The following is a 16,749-nucleotide window of genomic DNA, read 5'->3' on the forward strand; positions in this document are numbered from 1 at the left end:
GGGCCCGGCAGGCTCGGACCATGGAGACCTTCCCACGTCCGAGCCGGGCGATCGGTTCCGCGGACCCCCGAGTGCTGGTTCCGCGCACTCTCCCGACGTCGGAGTCCTACGACCCGGTCGAGCGCGCCGAACAGCTTCGACGGGTGCGCTCGGGTTCGCTCGTCCGGGTACGACGCGGCGTCTACGTCCACGCCGAGACCGGCCCTGCCGACGGGCCCGCTCGCGCACGGCAGCAGCATCTGCTGCGTCAGGTGCGCGGAGTGACCGAGCGGTTCACCACGCCGTACTGGTTCAGCCACGAGACCGCCGCGCTCCTCTGGGGCTGCTGGACCTGGCGGCTGGGGACCGAGATCCACCTGACGCAGCTCGGACGCCCGAAGGTTCGCCCCGAGGCGGACCCGTCCACCCGCCGGCACTGGACGGCACTCGACCCGCGGGACCGGGCGACGTCGGACGGGGTCCCGCTGACGAGCCTCGAGCGCACGGTCGTCGACTGTGCGAGGACGCTGCGACCGGCGCAGGCGCTCGTCATTGCCGACTCCGCACTGCGGATCGGGGCCGACCCGCGCGGCATCGCGCGATGTCTCGACGCGGCCCGGGGACGCCGCGGGGTGCGTCGCGCGCGTCAGACTCTCGAGATCGTCGACGCTGCGTCGGAGTCGCCCGGGGAGACGGTCGTGCGGTGGATGCTGCACGACGCCGGTCTGCCGGCGATGACGCACGGCGTCGAGGTCACGACGCGACGCGGACTCTTCCGCCTGGACCTGGCCGACGTCGCCGCGAAGGTCGCGATCGAGTTCGACGGCGCCGTCAAGTACGGCGGTGCGTTCGGAGACGGCGCGTCGAAGCTCTGGGCGGAGAAGCAGCGTCACGACGCGCTCACGGAGCAGGGGTGGACGGTCATCCACGTGACCTGGGACGAACTCGGCGACACCGTCGGCCTGGCCGGTCGCGTGCGAACCGCGCGTGCGGCGGGGCGCCGAGAACCGAGAGCCTGACGAGGTCGACCCGTGCGCGCGACGTCGACCCTGGCAGGCACTACCTCGCGCGCACGGGTCGACCTCGGCGGAAGCGCCCGGGACGGGATCAGGCCAGAGCGGCCGCCACCGCGCGCCCCGCCACCCGGCCGGAGTGCAGGCACCCACCCAGGAACGTGCCCTCCAGCGCACGGTGCCCGTGGACGCCGCCACCCCCGAAGCCCGCCGCCTCGCCCGCGGCCCACAGCCCAGGCAGCACCTCGCCCGCCGACGTCAGCACCCGCGCACGGTCGTCGGTGTGCAGGCCGCCGAGCGTCTTGCGCGTCAGCACGGAGAGTCGGACGGCGAGCAGGGGCCCGTCCTTCGGGTCGGTGAGAGCCCGGGGCGGGGCGACCCGCATGAGGCGGTCGACGCTGAACCGGCGCGCCGCCGCGATCGCCGTGACCTGGGGGTCCTTGCCGAGCCCGGACGTGACCTGCGCGTCCCGGGCCGTGACGAGCGCTGCGAGCGCCGCAGGGTCGACGACGCCGCGGGACCCGGGTGTGGCGTCGGTCAGGGCGTTCATGCCCGCGGCCAGTGAGGCGACGTCGTCGGCGAAGACGAACTCATCGGACTCCATGGCGAACCGGGCCACGGGTCCGGTCGCGCCGGGGAGCACGCGGTCGGCGAGCAGACGCAGGTCCCGGCCGGTGAGGTCGGGGTTCTGCTCGGAGCCGGAGAGAGCGAACTCGGTCTCCATGATCGCGCGGTTGAGCACGAACCAGGAGTGGTCGTCGCCGCGTGCGGTGATGTGTTCGAGCGCCCCGAGGGCGTCGAAGCCCGGGAACAGCGGTGCGGGCAGACGGCCGCCGTCGGCGTCGACCCAGAGCGAGGACGGGCCGGGCAGGATGCGGATCCCGTGGTTCGACCAGACGGGGGAGTGGTTCGCGATCCCCTCGGGGTAGTGCCACATCCGGTCCTCGTGGACGAGCGCCCCGCCTGCCGCCGACGCCACACCGAGGAACTCACCGTCGGTCGAGTCGGGGACCCCGGAGAGCATCCGGGCCGGCAGCGTCCCGGAGCTCGCGGGCCACCGCTCCCGGACGAGGTCGTGGTTCGCGCCGATGCCGCCGCTCGCGACCACGACGGCCTGGGCGGAGATCTCGACCTGATCGACGACGTCTCGCGCGCTACGGACGCCGCGTTCGGCCGGGCTCGGGGCGAGCACGTCCGCACGCACACCGGTGACCTCACCGTCGGTGGTGACGAGTTCTGTCGCGCGGTGCCGGAACCGCATGTCGACGAGTCCGGCCGCGTGCGCGTCGAGCAGACGGCGGACGAACGGCTCGAGCAGGCCTGGCCCGGTGCCCCACGTGACGTGGAACCGCGGCACCGTGTTGCCGTGCCCGCCGGCCGCGTACCCGCCGCGCTCCGCCCACTGCACGAGCGGGAACCAGCGGACGCCGAGGCCGTGCAGCCAGGGGCGCATCTCGGTCGCCGCGAAGTCCACGAACCGCTCGGCCCACGCGTAGCCCCACCGGTCCGGCCCGTGCCCGTCCGCGGCGCCGGGGGCGAACTGCGCCGAGCCGAGCCAGTCGGCGAGCGCCAGGTCCGCGGAGTCACGCACGCCGAGCCGACGCTGCTCCGGGGTGTCGACGAGGAACAGCCCGCCGAAGGACCACCACGCCTGTCCGCCGAGCGCGGCGGGTGGTTCCTGGTCGAGCAGGGTCACGTGGTGCCCGGAGGCTGTCAGCTCTGCCGCCGTGACGAGGCCGGAGAGGCCCGCGCCGATGACGACGACGTCGGTGTCGGTCATGCACGCGAGCGTAGTGCGTGTCCGACGACGGCGTCAGACTGAGATCCACACCTGCAGGCTCAGCGGCTCGAGCACCGACTCGTCCCCGGGTGCGGCGGTGTTCGCGTCGGGTCCGACGGGGGCGTCGTCGGGACGTTCCCAGGCGGAGTCCCAGGCGAGCTCCCACGCGGCGGGCCGGGGGCCGTCGAGGTCGTCGGGCAGCTCGACGTCGGTCAGCGTCACCCGGGCCGCGTCGAGGGACCCGTTGAGCACGACGAGCACGTCGTGGGCCTCGTCCTGCGGTCCTGTCCGCAGCATCTGCACGACGCGCGTGCCGGGGTCGTCCCAGTCGTCGGGCTGCATCGCGGCGCCATCCGCGCGGTGCCATGACAGGTCGTCGACGGAGGTGCGGAGCCGGTGGCGGGGTCGTCCCAGGAAGAACGCGTCGGCGCGCAGTGCCCGGTGGGAGCTGCGCAGCGTGAGCAGGTGCTGCACGGTGGCGCGCAGGTCGTCGACGGGGTCCGAGGTCGACCAGTCCATCCAGGAGATCTCGTTGTCCTGGCAGTAGGCGTTGTTGTTCCCTCGCTGCGTACGACCCCGCTCGTCGCCGGCGGTGATCATGGGCGTCCCGGCGGAGAGGATCAGCGTGGCGAGGAGGTTGCGGACGGACCGGCGGCGCAGCGGTGCGATCTCCCCGCCGAGGTCGTCGCCGTCCTCGAGCTCCTTGCGCCGTCCTTCGATGCCGTGGTTCCACGAGCGGTTGTCGTCGGAGCCGTCGCGCCCGTCCTCGCCGTTGGCCTCGTTGTGCTTGTGGTCGTAGGCGACGAGGTCGGCGAGGGTGAAGCCGTCGTGCGCGGTGACGAGGTTGATCGAGGCGACGGGTCCGCGGACGAGCGGAGGTTCGCCACCGCCGAAGAGGTCCTGGGATCCCGCGAGGCGAGTGGCGAGCTCGCGGACGCCGTCTCCCTGGCGGCCGTGCGAGAGCGCGGCGGCGTCGGCGAGCCAGAACTGGCGAACGGCGTCGCGGTAGCGGTCGTTCCACTCGGCGAACGGGGGAGGGAAGCCGCCCGTGTTCCACCCGCCGAGGCCGACGTCCCAGGGCTCGGCGATCAGCTTGAGGCCCGAGATCACGGGGTCGGTCTGCATCGCGACGAGAAGTGGGTGGCGCGGGTCGAACCCGTCGGTCTGGCGCGCGGTGCTGACGGCCAGGTCGAACCGGAAGCCGTCCACCCCGATCTCGCTCGCCCAGTACCGCAGCGAGTCGAGGACGAGCTGGACGACGCGCGAGCGTCGGGTGTCGACGGTGTTCCCGGTGCCCGTCACGTCGTCGTACACGCCGTCGGGGCCTCGCCGGTAGTAGAGAGAGTCGTCGAGCCCCCGGAAGCTCAGGTGCGGTCCGCCGTCGCCGGCCTCGCCGGTGTGGTTGTAGACGACGTCGAGGATCACCTCGATCCCTGCCTCGTGCAGCAGGTGCACCATGCCGCGGATCTCGTCGACGACGGCGCCCGCGCCCGCCTCCTGCGCTGCGCGCGTGGCGTACGGGGCGTGCGGGGCGAAGTAGCCCAGGGTGGCGTAGCCCCAGTAGTTGGTCAGGTCCTTGGCCAGCAGGTGCGGCTCGTCGACGAACGCGTGGACGGGCAGGAGCTCGACGGTCGTGACGCCGAGGGACCGGAGGTAGTCGATCATGACCGGGTGCGCGAGGCCGGCGTACGTGCCGCGCAGGTGCTCCGGGACCCCCGGGTGGTTCTGCGTCAGGCCACGGACGTGCGCCTCGTAGACGACGGTCGAGGACCACGGGACGTGGGGCCGCACGATCTCGGGGTGCTGCGGGGCGACGACCACCGAGCGGGGCACGTGGGGCGCGGAGTCGCGCTCGTCGGCGGGACCGTACGGGTCGCCCTGGACACCCTGGTCGTGCGCGTCGCCCGTCATCTCCTGGCCGTAGGCGGCGCTGTCGTGGTCGAAACCGCCGACGATCGCGCGGGCGTACGGGTCGACGAGCAGCTTGGCGGGGTTGTGGCGGTGACCCTCCCGGGGTGCCCAGCGGCCGTAGGTGCGGAAGCCGTAGTGCTGTCCCGCCTCGACGTCCGGGACGTGCCCGTGCCAGATGCCGTAGGTCGGCCCGTCGAGCCGGATCCGGCGCTGCTCGGCACCGCGTGGGCCGGGCTCGTGCAGGCAGAGCTCGACGGCGTCGGCGTAGGGCGCGGCGACGGCGACGTCGACACCGTCGCCCGCGAGGTGCACGCCGAGGGGCGGGACGTGCCCGTGGCGGTCGGTCGGCTGCACCGTGGGTCGGTGCGCGGGTGGTTGAGTCACCCGCCCATTGTCGCTGCTCGTCGGTGGCTCGCGCGACGGACCGGGACGATCCGCGCGTCTCGGGGCGATAGGCTGGCCGCGTCCCGTGCCCGAGGAGGAAGAAGCCCCCATGCGCATCGTCGTTCCCGTCAAGTACGTTCCGGACATCCAGTCGGACCGGGCGTTCGAGGACTGTCGTCTGGTCCGTGACCCGTCCGAGGGGACGCTCAACGAGCTGGACGAGCACGCGGTCGAGGCGGCGCTGTCGATCATCGAGTCGCTCGACGACGACGCGCGTGCGGCCAGCGACGTCGTCGTGGTCACCATGGCCGGCCCGGACGCGGACGCGGCCGTGCGCAAGACCTACCAGATGGGGGTCGACCGCGGGGTCCGGATCTCGGACGAGGGGCTCGAGGGATCCGACTACGCCGGGACCGCGCGGACGCTCGCCGCCGCGGTGCGCCGTCTCGGCGACGAGACTCCCGTGGACCTCGTGATCACCGGGATGGCGGCGCTCGACGGTCTCGGCTCCGTGGTGCCGGTCTATCTGGCGGCCGAGCTGGGACTGCCCCAGCTGACCAACGCGTCCGAGCTCGACGTGGACACGGCAGCCCGCACCGCCCGTGTGACGCGCGACCTGGGCCACGTGCACGAGGTGCTCGAGGCTCCGCTGCCCGCGGTCGTCTCCGTCAGCGACCACGCGAACCAGCCCCGGTACCCGAACTTCAAGCTCATCATGGCGGCACGCAAGAAGCCGGTCGAGGAGTGGTCGCTGGCCGACCTCGACGTCGCCGCCGAGACCGTCGGGGAGAGCGGCGCGCGCACCCGCACGTCACGTGCCGAGCCGCGCCCGCCGCGTCCCGAGGCGGAGATCGTCGTCGACAAGGGCGAGGGCGGGACGGCGCTCGCCGACTTCCTCATCCGCAACGAGCTCGTCTGAGAGGCCATCGTGACCAACCGCACCGTTCTCGTCCTGCTCGACACCCCGGCCACGGCGCTGCGCTCGCCGGCCCTGGAGATCCTCACCCTCGCGCGGTCGCTCGGCCGGGTCGAGGCCGTCGTCACCGAGTCTCCCTCGGTCCAGACGCTCGCCCAGCTCGGGAGCCACGGCGTCGAGCTCGTCCGCCAGGCGGAGCTGCCGTCCACGCTCGGTGAGTCTGCGCACCTGTCCACCACGGTCGCGCAGGTGCTCGCTGCCGCGGTCCGTGCCGCGGACGCCGACGCCGTGCTGCTCACCTCGAACTTCGTCACCAAGGAGATCGCGGCGCGCGTGGCGCACGACCTCGACGCCGGGCTGGTCGTCGACGCCGCCACGCTCGTCGAGGGGCCGGACGGGCGTCTCGTGGCGGGCAAGCGGGTCCTCGCCGGGTCGTGGGACACGGAGTGCGAGATCACGACGGACGTGTCCGTCGTGACCGTGCGCTCGAACGCCGTAGTGCCGGCGACCGTCGACCAGCCGGTCGAGACCACCGTCGAGGGGTTCGCCGTCGACGTGGCGGCCGGCGCCGTCACGGTCGTCGAGCGGACCGTGGAGGAGATCGACGACGCCGGTCGTCCGGAGCTGGCCGAGGCAGGGTCCGTGGTCGTCGGCGGCCGCGGCACCGACGGGGACTTCGGTCCCGTCGAGGAGTTCGCGTCGAGCATCGGCGCTGCGGTCGGGGCCACCCGCGACGTCGTCTTCGAGGGGTGGTTCGACCAGTTCGTCGGACAGACCGGCGTGACCGTCACACCGCGCCTCTACGTCGGGGCCGGCGTGTCCGGCGCGCCGCACCACCGCGGGGGCATGCAGGCCTCGCAGGTCGTGGTGGCCGTCAACAACGACCCCGAGTGCCCGTTGTTCGAGATCGCCGACTTCGCCGTCGTCGGCGACCTCGCGGACGTCCTGCCGCAGGCCGCCGCCGCGATCCGCGCGCACAAGGAGTCCTGACCCCGACCGGGGAACCCGGTGGCGGGCCATGACGCGGCCCGCCACCGACCGGTCAGTCGATGAGCTGTTCGAGCCAGGAGAGCGCGGCCACGGCCTGAGCCCGCTGGAACTCGCGCAGGTGCGGGATCGATACGGGCGCCGGCTGCAGCGCCGAGTGCAGGAAGTAACCCGTGATCCCGGCCACGACCGAGCGCAGGTCCCGCTCGTGGACCGTGCCGCCGAGGGGATGCGCCTCGAAGACGCGCGCGAGCTCGTGCCCCATCATCTCGCGCTCGCGGGCGCTCGAGCGGATGTCGACGCCCTTGAGCTCTGCCGCCACGCCCTGCATGCCCACGCTCGGCAGGAACAGCGCGAGGTCCAGCCACGCCGCCCCGCGCGACGCGTACGGCCAGTCGAGCAGCTGGACACCGGCGTCCGCGACCACGATGTTGTCGGCGCGCAGGTCGCCGTGGACGATCGACTCGCCCTCGCACGCGATCAGCACGCCCTTCTCCAGCTCGGCCAGCTCGTCGAGCCGCTCGGGGACCCAGGAGCCGAACACGGAGAGGCCGGGGTTCGGCTCGGCGACGAGCTGTGCCCAGCCGGTGCACTGTGCCGCCAGGTCGGGCCCGGTGGGTCGGAGTCCGAGGTCGCGCGCTCCCGGCACGCGGGCGAGGTCGTCGATGGCGGCGAGCACGCGGGCGAGCGCGTACCGGGACCACGGCGTGATCGGGTGGCGCCCCTCGGCCACCTCGAACGCCAGGACGACCCACTCGTCGTCCAGGGCCCACAGGAACCGGGGTGAGGGGACCTCGTCGGGGATCCGCACGGCTGTCTCGCCCTCGGCGCGGTGGAGGTCCGCCGTATAGGGCTCCGTGGCCTCCGAGGCGGCCTTGACGAACACGCGCCGGCCGTCGGCGAGCGTCAGCACCGAGGCCAGACCCGGACTGAACCCGGTGGTCGACGACGCCTCGTCGACGACGGGGGAGCCGTTCATCGCGTCGATCTCGTCCCGCAGCTCCGAGGGAAGGTCGAGCCACTTGATGCGGTTCGCGCCGCTCTGCGGCGGTCCTACCGCCGCGTGGAGGTCCGCAGGTCCGGCGGGCGAGGTGGTGTGCGGGTCGGGAACGGCCGCACCAGGGGGCGAGACGAACGGGATCGGGGTCGTCGTCGGGACAGCGTCGGTCATCGGGGCCGGTTCTCGAGTAGATGGTCACGGGCGGCAAGCTGCTCCGGTCAACCTACTGCCGGAGGACGGTGTGCGCGAGGAGGATTGCGGGCGGTTCGTAGACTGGTCTGTCGTGGAACCTTCGACCTACCTCGATCACGCCGCGACGACCCCCATGTCGCCGGCGGCCGTCGACGTGTACACGCGGGCGCTCGCCCGGACGGGCAACGCGTCGTCGCTGCACACGTCGGGCCGCGACGCGCGGCGTGCCGTCGAGGAGTCGAGGGAGGCGATCGCCTCCGCCCTCGGCGCCCGGCCGAGCGACGTCGTCTTCACGGCGGGCGGGACGGAGGCCGACAACCTCGCGATCAAGGGCACGTTCTGGGCACGGCGGAGCGCGGACCCGGCACGACGACGCATCCTCGTCTCCGCCGTGGAGCACCACGCCGTCCTGGATCCCGCGTTCTGGATGGCCGAGCACTCTGGTGCGGAGATCGTGCTCCTGCCGGTGGACGCCGACGGTCGCCTGGACGTCGAGGCCCTGCGCGCCGAGCTCGCCGCACACGCCGCGGAGATCGCCGTCGTCTCGGTGATGTGGGCGAACAACGAGGTCGGCACGCTGCAGCCCGTGGACGAGGTCGTGCAGGCGGCGAGGCCGTACGGGATCCCCGTGCACACCGACGCCGTGCAGGCCGTCGGGCAGGTTCCCGTGGACTTCGGTACGAGCGGCGTGGACGCGATGACGGTGACCGCGCACAAGATCGGCGGTCCCGTGGGCGTCGGTGCCCTCCTCGCCTCGCGGCGGCTCGCACTCACCCCGGTCGTCCACGGCGGTGGCCAGGAGCGTGGCGTGCGGTCGGGCACCGTGGACACGGCCGCCGTCCAGGCCTTCGCGACCGCGGTGACCGAGGCGGTCGCCGACCAGGAGCACGAAGCCCGACGCCTGACCGCCCTGCGAGACCGGCTCGTCGCCGGCGTGCGGGCCGGTGTGCCGGACGCGACGCTGCGCGGTCCGGCTCTCGACTCGGGACTTCGACTGCCGGCGAACGCCCACTTCACGTTCCCGGGGTGCGAGGGGGACTCGTTGCTGTACCTGCTCGACTCCGCCGGGGTCGAGGCGTCGACGGGCTCCGCCTGCCAGGCGGGAGTCCCGCAGCCGTCGCACGTCCTCCTCGCGACGGGCGTGCCCGAGGACGACGCGCGCGGGGCCTTGCGGTTCTCGCTCGGGGCCACCACGACCGACACAGATATCGACCGACTGCTGACCGTCCTGCCGGACGTCGTCGACCGGGCCCGGGCCGCCGGCCTGACGAGCACTCGACGGACGGCGACCGGGGGAGGAGCCCGCTGATGCGAGTACTGGCTGCAATGTCCGGAGGGGTGGACTCCGCCGTCGCGGCGGCGCTCGCCGTCGAGGCGGGGCACGACGTCGTCGGCGTCCACATGGCGCTCTCGCGCAACCGCGACCAGTTCCGGACGGGGTCGCGCGGGTGCTGCTCGATCGAGGACGCCGGTGACGCGCGGCGCGCGGCGGACGTGCTGGGGATCCCGTACTACGTGTGGGACCTGTCCGAGCGCTTCGAGGAGACGGTGATCGCGGACTTCGTCAGCGAGTACGAGGCGGGGCGGACCCCGAACCCGTGCGTGCGGTGCAACGAGCACATCAAGTTCGAGGCGTTGCTCGACAAGGCCACGGCGCTCGGGTTCGACGCTGTCGCGACGGGTCACTACGCGCAGGTCGTCCGACGCGAGGTCCCCGACCTGCGCACGGGCGCCGAGCCGGGCGCGGTGCGGACGGTGACCGAGCTGCACCGTTCGCCGAACGAGCAGAAGGACCAGTCGTACGTGCTCGCCGTGATGGGCAGCGACAGGCTGGAGCGATCGATGTTCCCGCTCGGCGGCTTCGCGTCCAAGGACGAGGTGCGTGCCGAGGCCGAGCGTCGCGGGCTGTCGGTCTCGAACAAGCCCGACTCGTACGACATCTGCTTCGTCGCCGACGGCAACACCCAGGGGTTCCTGCGGGACCGTCTGGGGTCCCGTCCGGGGGAGATCGTCGACGCGGAGGGCACCGTGCTCGGTGAGCACGACGGCGCGTACTCGTACACGGTGGGCCAGCGCAAGGGGCTGGGGATCGACGCCCCGGCCGCCGACGGCCGGCCCCGGTACGTGCTCGACGTGAACACGACCACCAACCAGGTGGTCGTCGGTGCCGCGGAGCTGCTGAGCGTGGACACGATCGTCGGAGGAGAGGTCTCGTGGCTCGCGCCCGACGTGCTGGACGACGCTGACGAGGACGGCTGGGTCGCCGTCGAGGCGCAGGTACGTGCTCACGGGGAGCCCGTGGCCGCGCGTGCGCGGATCACCGGGTCCGACGTGCTCGAGGACCCCGAGGCGCTGCCGGGCGCGGTGCTGACCGTCGAGCTCGTGGGCGCAACCCTGCGCGGTGTCGCGGCGGGGCAGTCGCTCGTCGTCTACCGCGGCACCCGCGTGCTCGGGCAGGCGACGGTGACCTCCTCCGCGCGCACGTCCGCGGGCCGGCGGGCCGCGTCGTGACGACCGTCGCGGCCCGGGGGCCGCGCCCCGGTCTCGAACCGCTCGAGGCGCACCTGGTGCTCTGGGGCGACCTCGCGGAGGTGCCCACGGGCGTCGACGCGGCTCCCGCGCTGGTACAGCTGCCGACGCGAGGTCCCGGGTCGGACGCCGTCGGGCGCACCGGCGTGTTGCTCGAGGACCTCTCCGTCGAGATCGGCCCGCACGGGTGGAAGCTGGCCGACCGCCCGGGCGCCGACGAGCGGCATGCCCGCGCGCTGCTGCGGGACGACGTCGAGGCGCTGAGCATCGCGGCGTCCGGGTATGCCGGGTCGCTCGTCCTCTCGGCCCGTGGCCCGTGGACGCAGTCGGCGGAGCTGTACCTCGCACGGGGCGACCGTGTTCTCGGCGACCGGGGGGCGCGCGCGGACCTCGCCGGTTCCCTGGCCGTCGGGCTGGCCGACCACGTCGCCGACGTCAGACGACTGGTGCCGGGCGCGGACGTCGTCGTGCACCTGGACGAGCCGCTCCTGGCCCAGGTGGGCGCCGGGGTCCTCCCGACCTTCAGCGGGTACTCCCGGATCCGCGCCGTACCCGGCCCGGAGGTCGTGGAGGGCCTGCGCACGGTGGTCGACGCGGTCCATGCGGCGGGGGCACGCGTCGTCGTGCACGGTGGGGCCTCCTGGAGCGTGGTCGGGCCGATCGTCCTGGCCGGTGCCGACGCGCTCGGCCTGGACCTCGTGCCGGGCCGTTGGGACGAGCGGCTCTGGGAGCAGGTCGCGACCGCCGCCGAGCGTGGGGTGGCGCTGTGGGCGGCCCTGCCTCCCGCGCAGGTCTCCCAGTGCTCCGGGCCGGACGTCGTCGCGCTCGCCGACGCGGTGGCGGTGCCGTGGCGACGGGTCGGGCTCCCGGTCGTGGGGCTCGACGGCGTCACGCTCGTCGAGTCGGGCGACGAGGTCGCCCGCGGGTCCCTCGACCAGGCCCGTGCCGTCACTGGCAACCTCGGCCGGGCGGCGGCCGTCCTCGCGGAGCGCGCCTCGGCCTGAGCCGGACGGTCGGTCGGGCAGACCTCTAGCCGTCCGTCGGGGCGAGGTGCTCCCACAGGTACTCGTACTGGACGGCGGCCATGAACGCGGCCTGACTGTTGTCGGCGGCGCCGCCGTGACCGCCCTCGACGTTCTCGTAGTAGGTGACGTCCTTGCCGGCGTCGAGCATCATCGCGGCCATCTTCCGTGCGTGCGCGGGGTGGACGCGGTCGTCCTTCGTCGACGTCGTGAACAGGACCGGGGGGTAGGTCCGGTCCCGGTCGAACCGGTGGTAGGGCGAGAAGTCCTGCAGGAACTCCCAGTCCCCCGGGACGTCGGGGTCGCCGTACTCGGCGATCCAGGACGCGCCGGCGAGCAGGTGCGAGTACCGCTTCATGTCGAGCAGCGGGACGGCGATCGCGAGCGCGCCGAAGAGGTCGGGGTGGCGCGTGAGCATGTTGCCGACCAGGAGGCCGCCGTTGGACCCGCCCCGGGCGCCGAGGTGCGGTGCGCTCGTGATCCGACGGGCTGCGAGGTCGCGCGCGACGGCCGCGAAGTCGTCGAACGCGCGGTGCCTGTTCTCGCGCAGCGCCGCCTGGTGCCAGCCCGGCCCGTACTCGCCGCCACCGCGGATGTTGGCGACGACGTGGACGCCGCCGCGCGAGAGCCAGGCCCGACCGACGGTCCCCGAGTACGCAGGCAGCTGGGAGATCTCGAAGCCGCCGTACCCGGAGAGGAGCGTGGGCGCGGTGCCGTCGAGCACGAGGTCTCTCGGACGGACGACGAAGTAGGGCACGCGGGTGCCGTCGTCCGACGTCGCGAAGTGCTGCTCGCTGAGGAGCCCGTCGGTCTCGAAGTAGGCGGGGCTCTGCTTGAGCGGTTCGGGAGCGGAGGCGCCGCCGGGTCCGACGGCGGCCGTCGCCAGGGTCGAGGGCGTGAGGAAGTCGGTGGTGAGGATCCAGACGTCGTCGCTCTCCTCGCGGTCCACCGCCCGGGCGGAGACCGTGCCGAGCGCGGGCAGGGCGTCGAACGGCGCCCGCGTCCACGGCGTGCCGGCGGCCGCGTCCGACGGGGGCGGGGTCAGGACCTCCAGGCGGTTCTTGACGTCGTCGAGCGTCGTGAGGACGAGGTGGTGGCGCGTCCACGTCGCCCCGGCCAGCGATGTCGTCGGACCCGGGGTGAACAGGGCCGTCAGCTCGCGACCGCCGTCGAGGAAGGTCTCGAGGTCGACGCCGAGCAGCGACCCCGCCGGGAACGTCCTGCCGCCGACGGTCCAGTCGTCGCGCAGGTCGATCACCAGCCACTCGCGGTGGAAGCCGACCTCGGCCGACGGGGGGACGTCGATCATCGTCAGGTCGCCGTCGCGCAGCAGGTAGGTCTCCGACGTGTAGAACGTGCGTGCCCGGTGGACGACGTCCCGTTCGAAGCCGGGCGTGCGGGAGTGTCCGGCACCCACCGAGAGGTCGTCCTCGTCGCCGGCGTAGACGAGCTCGGCCTCGGCGAACGGCGTGCCGCGCGTCCAGCGCACGACGGTCCGGGGGTAGCCGGACGTCGTCGTCGTGCCCGGTCCGCGGTCGGTGGCCGCGAAGACGTGGTCCTCGTCGACCCAGCCCAACGACCCCTTGGCCTGCTCGCGGACGAACCCGCCCTCGTCGGTCGGGACGAACCGGAGGTCGACGAGGTCGAACTCACGGGTGACGTCGGCGTCGGACCCGCCGGGGGAGAGCGCGACCAGGGCGCGAGCGCAGTCGGGGCGCAGGATGCTCGCGCCGTGCCACACCCAGCTGGTGCCCTCCGCCTCGCTGAGCGCGTCGAGGTCGAGCACGGTCTCCCAGTCGGGGTGTTCCGTGCGGTACGAGTCGAGCGTGGTGCGGCGCCACAGTCCACGGGGGTGGGCCGCGTCGCGCCAGAAGTTGTAGTAGAGGTCGCCGATCTTCGACACCCCGGGGATCTTGTCGTCCGAGTCGAGCACCTCACGGACGGCGCGCTCCGTCTCGCGGAACCGCGACGTCGAGGCGACGTCCGTCGTCGTGACCCGGTTGCGCGACGCGACCCAGTCGAGGGCCGCGGGCCCGTCCACCTCCTCGAGCCACGCGTAGGGGTCGGGGGACGAGGCGTCGAGGGGCATGGCACCACCCTAGGTGGGGCGATGTGATCGACGTGACAGCCCGGAAGGGTGCCATTCTCGTGTCGCTCGTGAAAGTATTCACATAGCGAAGCGGCTGGCCCCACGAGCCGTTCGTCCGGACGGCGGGCCGCCGCCGCGTAGGAGGGGAACCGACAGATGGCCGCACGTAGCAAGACACCCGAGACCGTCGCCGGGACGGAGATCGACGTCCTCGTCGCGAACGGGCTCAAGGCGCTCGCCGACTACGGCTCGTTCACGCAGGAGCAGATCGACCACATCGTCACCAAGGCGTCGATCGCCGCACTGCACGAGCACGGGTCGCTCGCGCTCCAGGCCGTCGCCGAGACCCGGCGCGGAGTCTTCGAGGACAAGGCGACCAAGAACATCTTCGCCTGCGAGCACGTGCCCCACTCCATGGCGAACCTCAAGACCGTCGGCGTCATCGGCCGCGACGAGGTCAACGGCATCGTCGAGATCGCGGAGCCCGTCGGGGTCGTCGCGGGCATCACGCCGGTCACGAACCCCACCTCGACGGCGATCTTCAAGGCGCTGATCGCCCTCAAGACCCGGAACCCGATCGTCTTCGCCTTCCACCCGGCCGCCCAGGAGTGCTCGGTCGCCGCCGCGCTTGTCGTCCGCGACGCCGCCGTCGCCGCCGGAGCTCCGGTGGACTGCATCCAGTGGGTCGAGCACCCCTCAATCGACGCCACGGGCGCGCTGATGAACCACGACGGCGTCTCGCTCATCCTCGCGACCGGCGGCAACGCGATGGTCCGTGCCGCGTACTCGGCCGGCAAGCCGGCGCTGGGCGTCGGCGCGGGCAACGTCCCGGCCTGGGTCGAGCGGACCGCCGACGTCGGCCGGGCCGTGCACGACCTCGTGATCTCGAAGTCGTTCGACAACGGCATGGTCTGCGCCTCCGAGCAGGCCGCGATCCTCGACGACGCGATCTACGACGAGGCGATGGCCGGGTTCGCGCGCCTGCACGCCTACCGGACCACCGCCGCCGAGAAGGCGCTCCTCGAGAAGTTCATCTTCGGCGTCGAGGCCACCGGCTCCAACTGCGGCGACGCCAAGCTCAACGCGTCGGTCGTCGGGCAGTCCGCCGAGTGGATCGCCGCCCAGGCCGGGTTCTCCGTCCCCGAGGGGACGTCGCTGCTGCTGGCCGAGATCGACGGCGTCGGCCCGCAGGAGCCGCTGTCGCGCGAAAAGCTGGCGCCGGTGCTCGCGGTGCTGCGCTCGCACTCCCGCGAGGAGGGCATCACCCTGGCCGAGCAGATGGTCGAGTTCGACGGACTGGGTCACTCCGCGGCCATCCACACGAGCGACCAGGAGCTCGTCGAGGAGTTCGGCCACCGTGTCAAGGCCGTCCGCGTGCTGTGGAACCAGCCGTCGGCGCTCGGCGGCATCGGCGACATCTACAACGCCCTGATCCCGTCGCTGACGCTCGGCTGCGGCTCGTACGGACGCAACTCCGTCTCCAACAACGTCTCGGCGGTGAACCTCATCAACGTCAAGCGCGTCGCGCGCCGTAACAACAACATGCAGTGGTTCAAGGTCCCCGGCAAGACCTACTTCGAGCCGAACTCGATCAAGTACCTCTCGGACATGCGCGACGTCCACAAGGTCACGATCGTCACCGACGCGGTGATGACCCAGATCGGCGTCGTCGACAAGGTGCTCCGGCAGCTGGCCGCACGGTCCGAGAAGGTGTCGATCCAGATCATCGACGACATCGAGCCGGAGCCGACCGTCGGGACGGTCACCAAGGGCGCCGAGGCCATGCGCCACTTCCAGCCCGACACGATCGTGGCCGTCGGTGGCGGGTCACCCATGGACGCCGCCAAGGTCATGTGGCTGCTCTACGAGCACCCCGAGATCGACTTCGCCGACACCCGCGAGAAGTTCTTCGACGTGCGCAAGCGCGCCTTCAAGTTTCCGCCGCTCGGCGACCGTGCCCAGCTCGTGTGCATCCCGACGTCGTCGGGCACCGGCTCCGAGGTGACCCCGTTCGCGGTGATCTCCGACCCGGCCACCGGCTTCAAGTACCCGCTGGCGGACTACGCGCTCACGCCGTCGGTGGCCATCATCGACCCCGTGCTGACGCAGACCATGCCGGCCAAGCTCGCCGCGGACTCCGGCTTCGACGCCCTGACGCACGCGACCGAGGCGTTCGTCTCCGTCTACGCCAACGACTTCACCGACGGCCTGTGCCTGCAGGCCATCAAGATGGTCTTCGAGCACATCGAGACGTCGGTGACGGTCGGCGGTGACGCCACGCTCGCCCGCGAGAAGATGCACAACGCCGCGACGATCGCCGGGATGGCGTTCGCCAACGCGATGCTCGGGATGGTGCACGCCATGGCGCACACCGTCGGGTCGACGTACAACCTCGTGCACGGGCGGACCAACGCCGTCCTGCTGCCGCACGTGATCCGCTACAACGGCGAGATCCCGGCGAAGGCCACGAGCTGGCCCAAGGCCGAGCGGTACGTCGCGCCGGAGCGCTACCAGGAGATCGCCCGCCACCTCGGCCTGCCGGCGTCCACGCCGGACGAGGCGGTCGAGTCCTACGCCCGGGCGGTGGAGGTGCTGCGCTCGAAGGTGGGGATCGAGGCGAGCTTCCGCGAGCAGGGTGTCGACGAGCAGGCGTTCAAGTCGAACCTCGACATGCTGTCCCTGCGGTCGTTCGAGGACCAGTGCGCCCCGGCGAACCCGCGCATCCCGCTGCTTGAGGACATCAAGGACATCCTCGTCGCGGCGTACGACGGGACGTCGCGGGTGGCGGTCCGCGAGGCCCGCAAGGGTTCGGCCCCGACGGCCGAGGAGGCGCAGCCGACCCCGGCCAAGAAGAAGTGACGCGATAGCTTCCGCCCACCCGGCGGAAACGGGCGGCCCGGCCGCCCGTCGCGGCCCGACGACGTTCACCCCCCTTCGGCGTCGTCGG

General features: G+C 72.7%; 11 protein-coding genes. 7 read left to right on the forward strand and 4 right to left on the reverse strand.

Features of this window, described 5'->3' with window-relative positions:
- Nucleotides 1-20 precede the first annotated feature (20 nt).
- The gene (locus Q343_RS14545; protein WP_155990687.1) at nucleotides 21-998 is read left to right on the forward strand and encodes a hypothetical protein; all 978 of its coding nucleotides are present in this window, start codon (nucleotides 21-23) and stop codon (nucleotides 996-998) included.
- 88 nt (nucleotides 999-1,086) lie between these two features.
- Here the strand turns inward: Q343_RS14545 and Q343_RS0108845 are convergent, their stop codons facing one another.
- Together Q343_RS0108845 and glgX are read right to left on the reverse strand one after the other, a co-directional pair.
- Nucleotides 1,087-2,772, reverse strand: a complete 1,686-nt coding sequence (locus Q343_RS0108845; RefSeq protein WP_029253223.1) for an FAD-binding dehydrogenase — start codon at nucleotides 2,770-2,772, stop codon at nucleotides 1,087-1,089.
- 33 nt (nucleotides 2,773-2,805) lie between these two features.
- Complete coding sequence (gene glgX / locus Q343_RS0108850) at nucleotides 2,806-5,067, reverse strand: glycogen debranching protein GlgX (RefSeq protein WP_248616789.1); 2,262 nt, start codon at nucleotides 5,065-5,067, stop codon at nucleotides 2,806-2,808.
- Between the two features lie 109 nt (nucleotides 5,068-5,176).
- On the opposite strand from glgX, the gene Q343_RS0108855 reads away from it, so the two are divergent.
- Both Q343_RS0108855 and Q343_RS0108860 read left to right on the forward strand, forming a co-directional pair.
- Entirely contained in the window at nucleotides 5,177-5,986 is an 810-nt protein-coding gene (locus Q343_RS0108855; protein ID WP_029253225.1) for an electron transfer flavoprotein subunit beta/FixA family protein, read from the forward strand.
- 9 nt (nucleotides 5,987-5,995) lie between these two features.
- The gene (locus tag Q343_RS0108860) at nucleotides 5,996-6,973 is read left to right on the forward strand and encodes an electron transfer flavoprotein subunit alpha/FixB family protein (protein ID WP_029253226.1); all 978 of its coding nucleotides are present in this window, start codon (nucleotides 5,996-5,998) and stop codon (nucleotides 6,971-6,973) included.
- 52 nt (nucleotides 6,974-7,025) lie between these two features.
- On the opposite strand, the gene Q343_RS0108865 is transcribed toward Q343_RS0108860, so the two are convergent.
- On the reverse strand, nucleotides 7,026-8,141 hold the full coding sequence (locus Q343_RS0108865; protein ID WP_052367035.1) for a phosphotransferase: 1,116 nt from the start codon (nucleotides 8,139-8,141) through the stop codon (nucleotides 7,026-7,028).
- 112 nt (nucleotides 8,142-8,253) lie between these two features.
- Between Q343_RS0108865 and Q343_RS0108870 the strand changes: the two genes are divergently transcribed.
- From Q343_RS0108870 to Q343_RS0108880, 3 genes are read left to right on the forward strand one after another with little or no spacing between them, the layout of a single operon-like run.
- Nucleotides 8,254-9,471 carry a cysteine desulfurase family protein gene (locus tag Q343_RS0108870; RefSeq protein WP_029253228.1) on the forward strand — a complete coding sequence of 406 codons (1,218 nt, stop codon included), beginning with the start codon at nucleotides 8,254-8,256 and terminating at the stop codon, nucleotides 9,469-9,471.
- Nucleotides 9,471-10,673: a tRNA 2-thiouridine(34) synthase MnmA gene (mnmA, locus tag Q343_RS0108875; RefSeq protein WP_029253229.1), complete on the forward strand. Its 1,203-nt coding sequence runs from the start codon at nucleotides 9,471-9,473 to the stop codon at nucleotides 10,671-10,673. The genes Q343_RS0108870 and mnmA overlap by 1 nt, the downstream gene beginning before the upstream one ends.
- Nucleotides 10,670-11,695, forward strand: coding sequence for a uroporphyrinogen decarboxylase/cobalamine-independent methonine synthase family protein (locus tag Q343_RS0108880; RefSeq protein ID WP_029253230.1), 1,026 nt, complete (start codon nucleotides 10,670-10,672; stop codon nucleotides 11,693-11,695). The genes mnmA and Q343_RS0108880 overlap by 4 nt, the downstream gene beginning before the upstream one ends.
- A gap of 25 nt (nucleotides 11,696-11,720) precedes the next feature.
- On the opposite strand, the gene Q343_RS0108885 is transcribed toward Q343_RS0108880, so the two are convergent.
- Nucleotides 11,721-13,802, reverse strand: a complete 2,082-nt coding sequence (locus tag Q343_RS0108885; protein WP_052367036.1) for a prolyl oligopeptidase family serine peptidase — start codon at nucleotides 13,800-13,802, stop codon at nucleotides 11,721-11,723.
- Nucleotides 13,803-13,958: 156 nt separating this feature from the next.
- Between Q343_RS0108885 and adhE the strand changes: the two genes are divergently transcribed.
- Nucleotides 13,959-16,661, forward strand: coding sequence for a bifunctional acetaldehyde-CoA/alcohol dehydrogenase (gene adhE / locus Q343_RS0108890; protein ID WP_029253232.1), 2,703 nt, complete (start codon nucleotides 13,959-13,961; stop codon nucleotides 16,659-16,661).
- Nucleotides 16,662-16,749 lie beyond the last annotated feature (88 nt).

The organism is Paraoerskovia marina DSM 21750, from assembly GCF_000701465.1.
Classification (GTDB): Bacteria; Actinomycetota; Actinomycetes; order Actinomycetales; family Cellulomonadaceae; genus Paraoerskovia; species Paraoerskovia marina.

Coding starts and splice junctions, on each gene's coding strand:
- Q343_RS14545 (WP_155990687.1), top strand. CDS start 21: ATGGAGACCTTCCCACGTCCGAGCCGGGCGATCGGTTCCGCGGACCCC.
- Q343_RS0108845 (WP_029253223.1), bottom strand. CDS start 2,772: ATGACCGACACCGACGTCGTCGTCATCGGCGCGGGCCTCTCCGGCCTC.
- Q343_RS0108855 (WP_029253225.1), top strand. CDS start 5,177: ATGCGCATCGTCGTTCCCGTCAAGTACGTTCCGGACATCCAGTCGGAC.
- Q343_RS0108865 (WP_052367035.1), bottom strand. CDS start 8,141: ATGACCGACGCTGTCCCGACGACGACCCCGATCCCGTTCGTCTCGCCC.
- mnmA (WP_029253229.1), top strand. CDS start 9,471: ATGCGAGTACTGGCTGCAATGTCCGGAGGGGTGGACTCCGCCGTCGCG.
- Q343_RS0108885 (WP_052367036.1), bottom strand. CDS start 13,802: ATGCCCCTCGACGCCTCGTCCCCCGACCCCTACGCGTGGCTCGAGGAG.
- adhE (WP_029253232.1), top strand. CDS start 13,959: ATGGCCGCACGTAGCAAGACACCCGAGACCGTCGCCGGGACGGAGATC.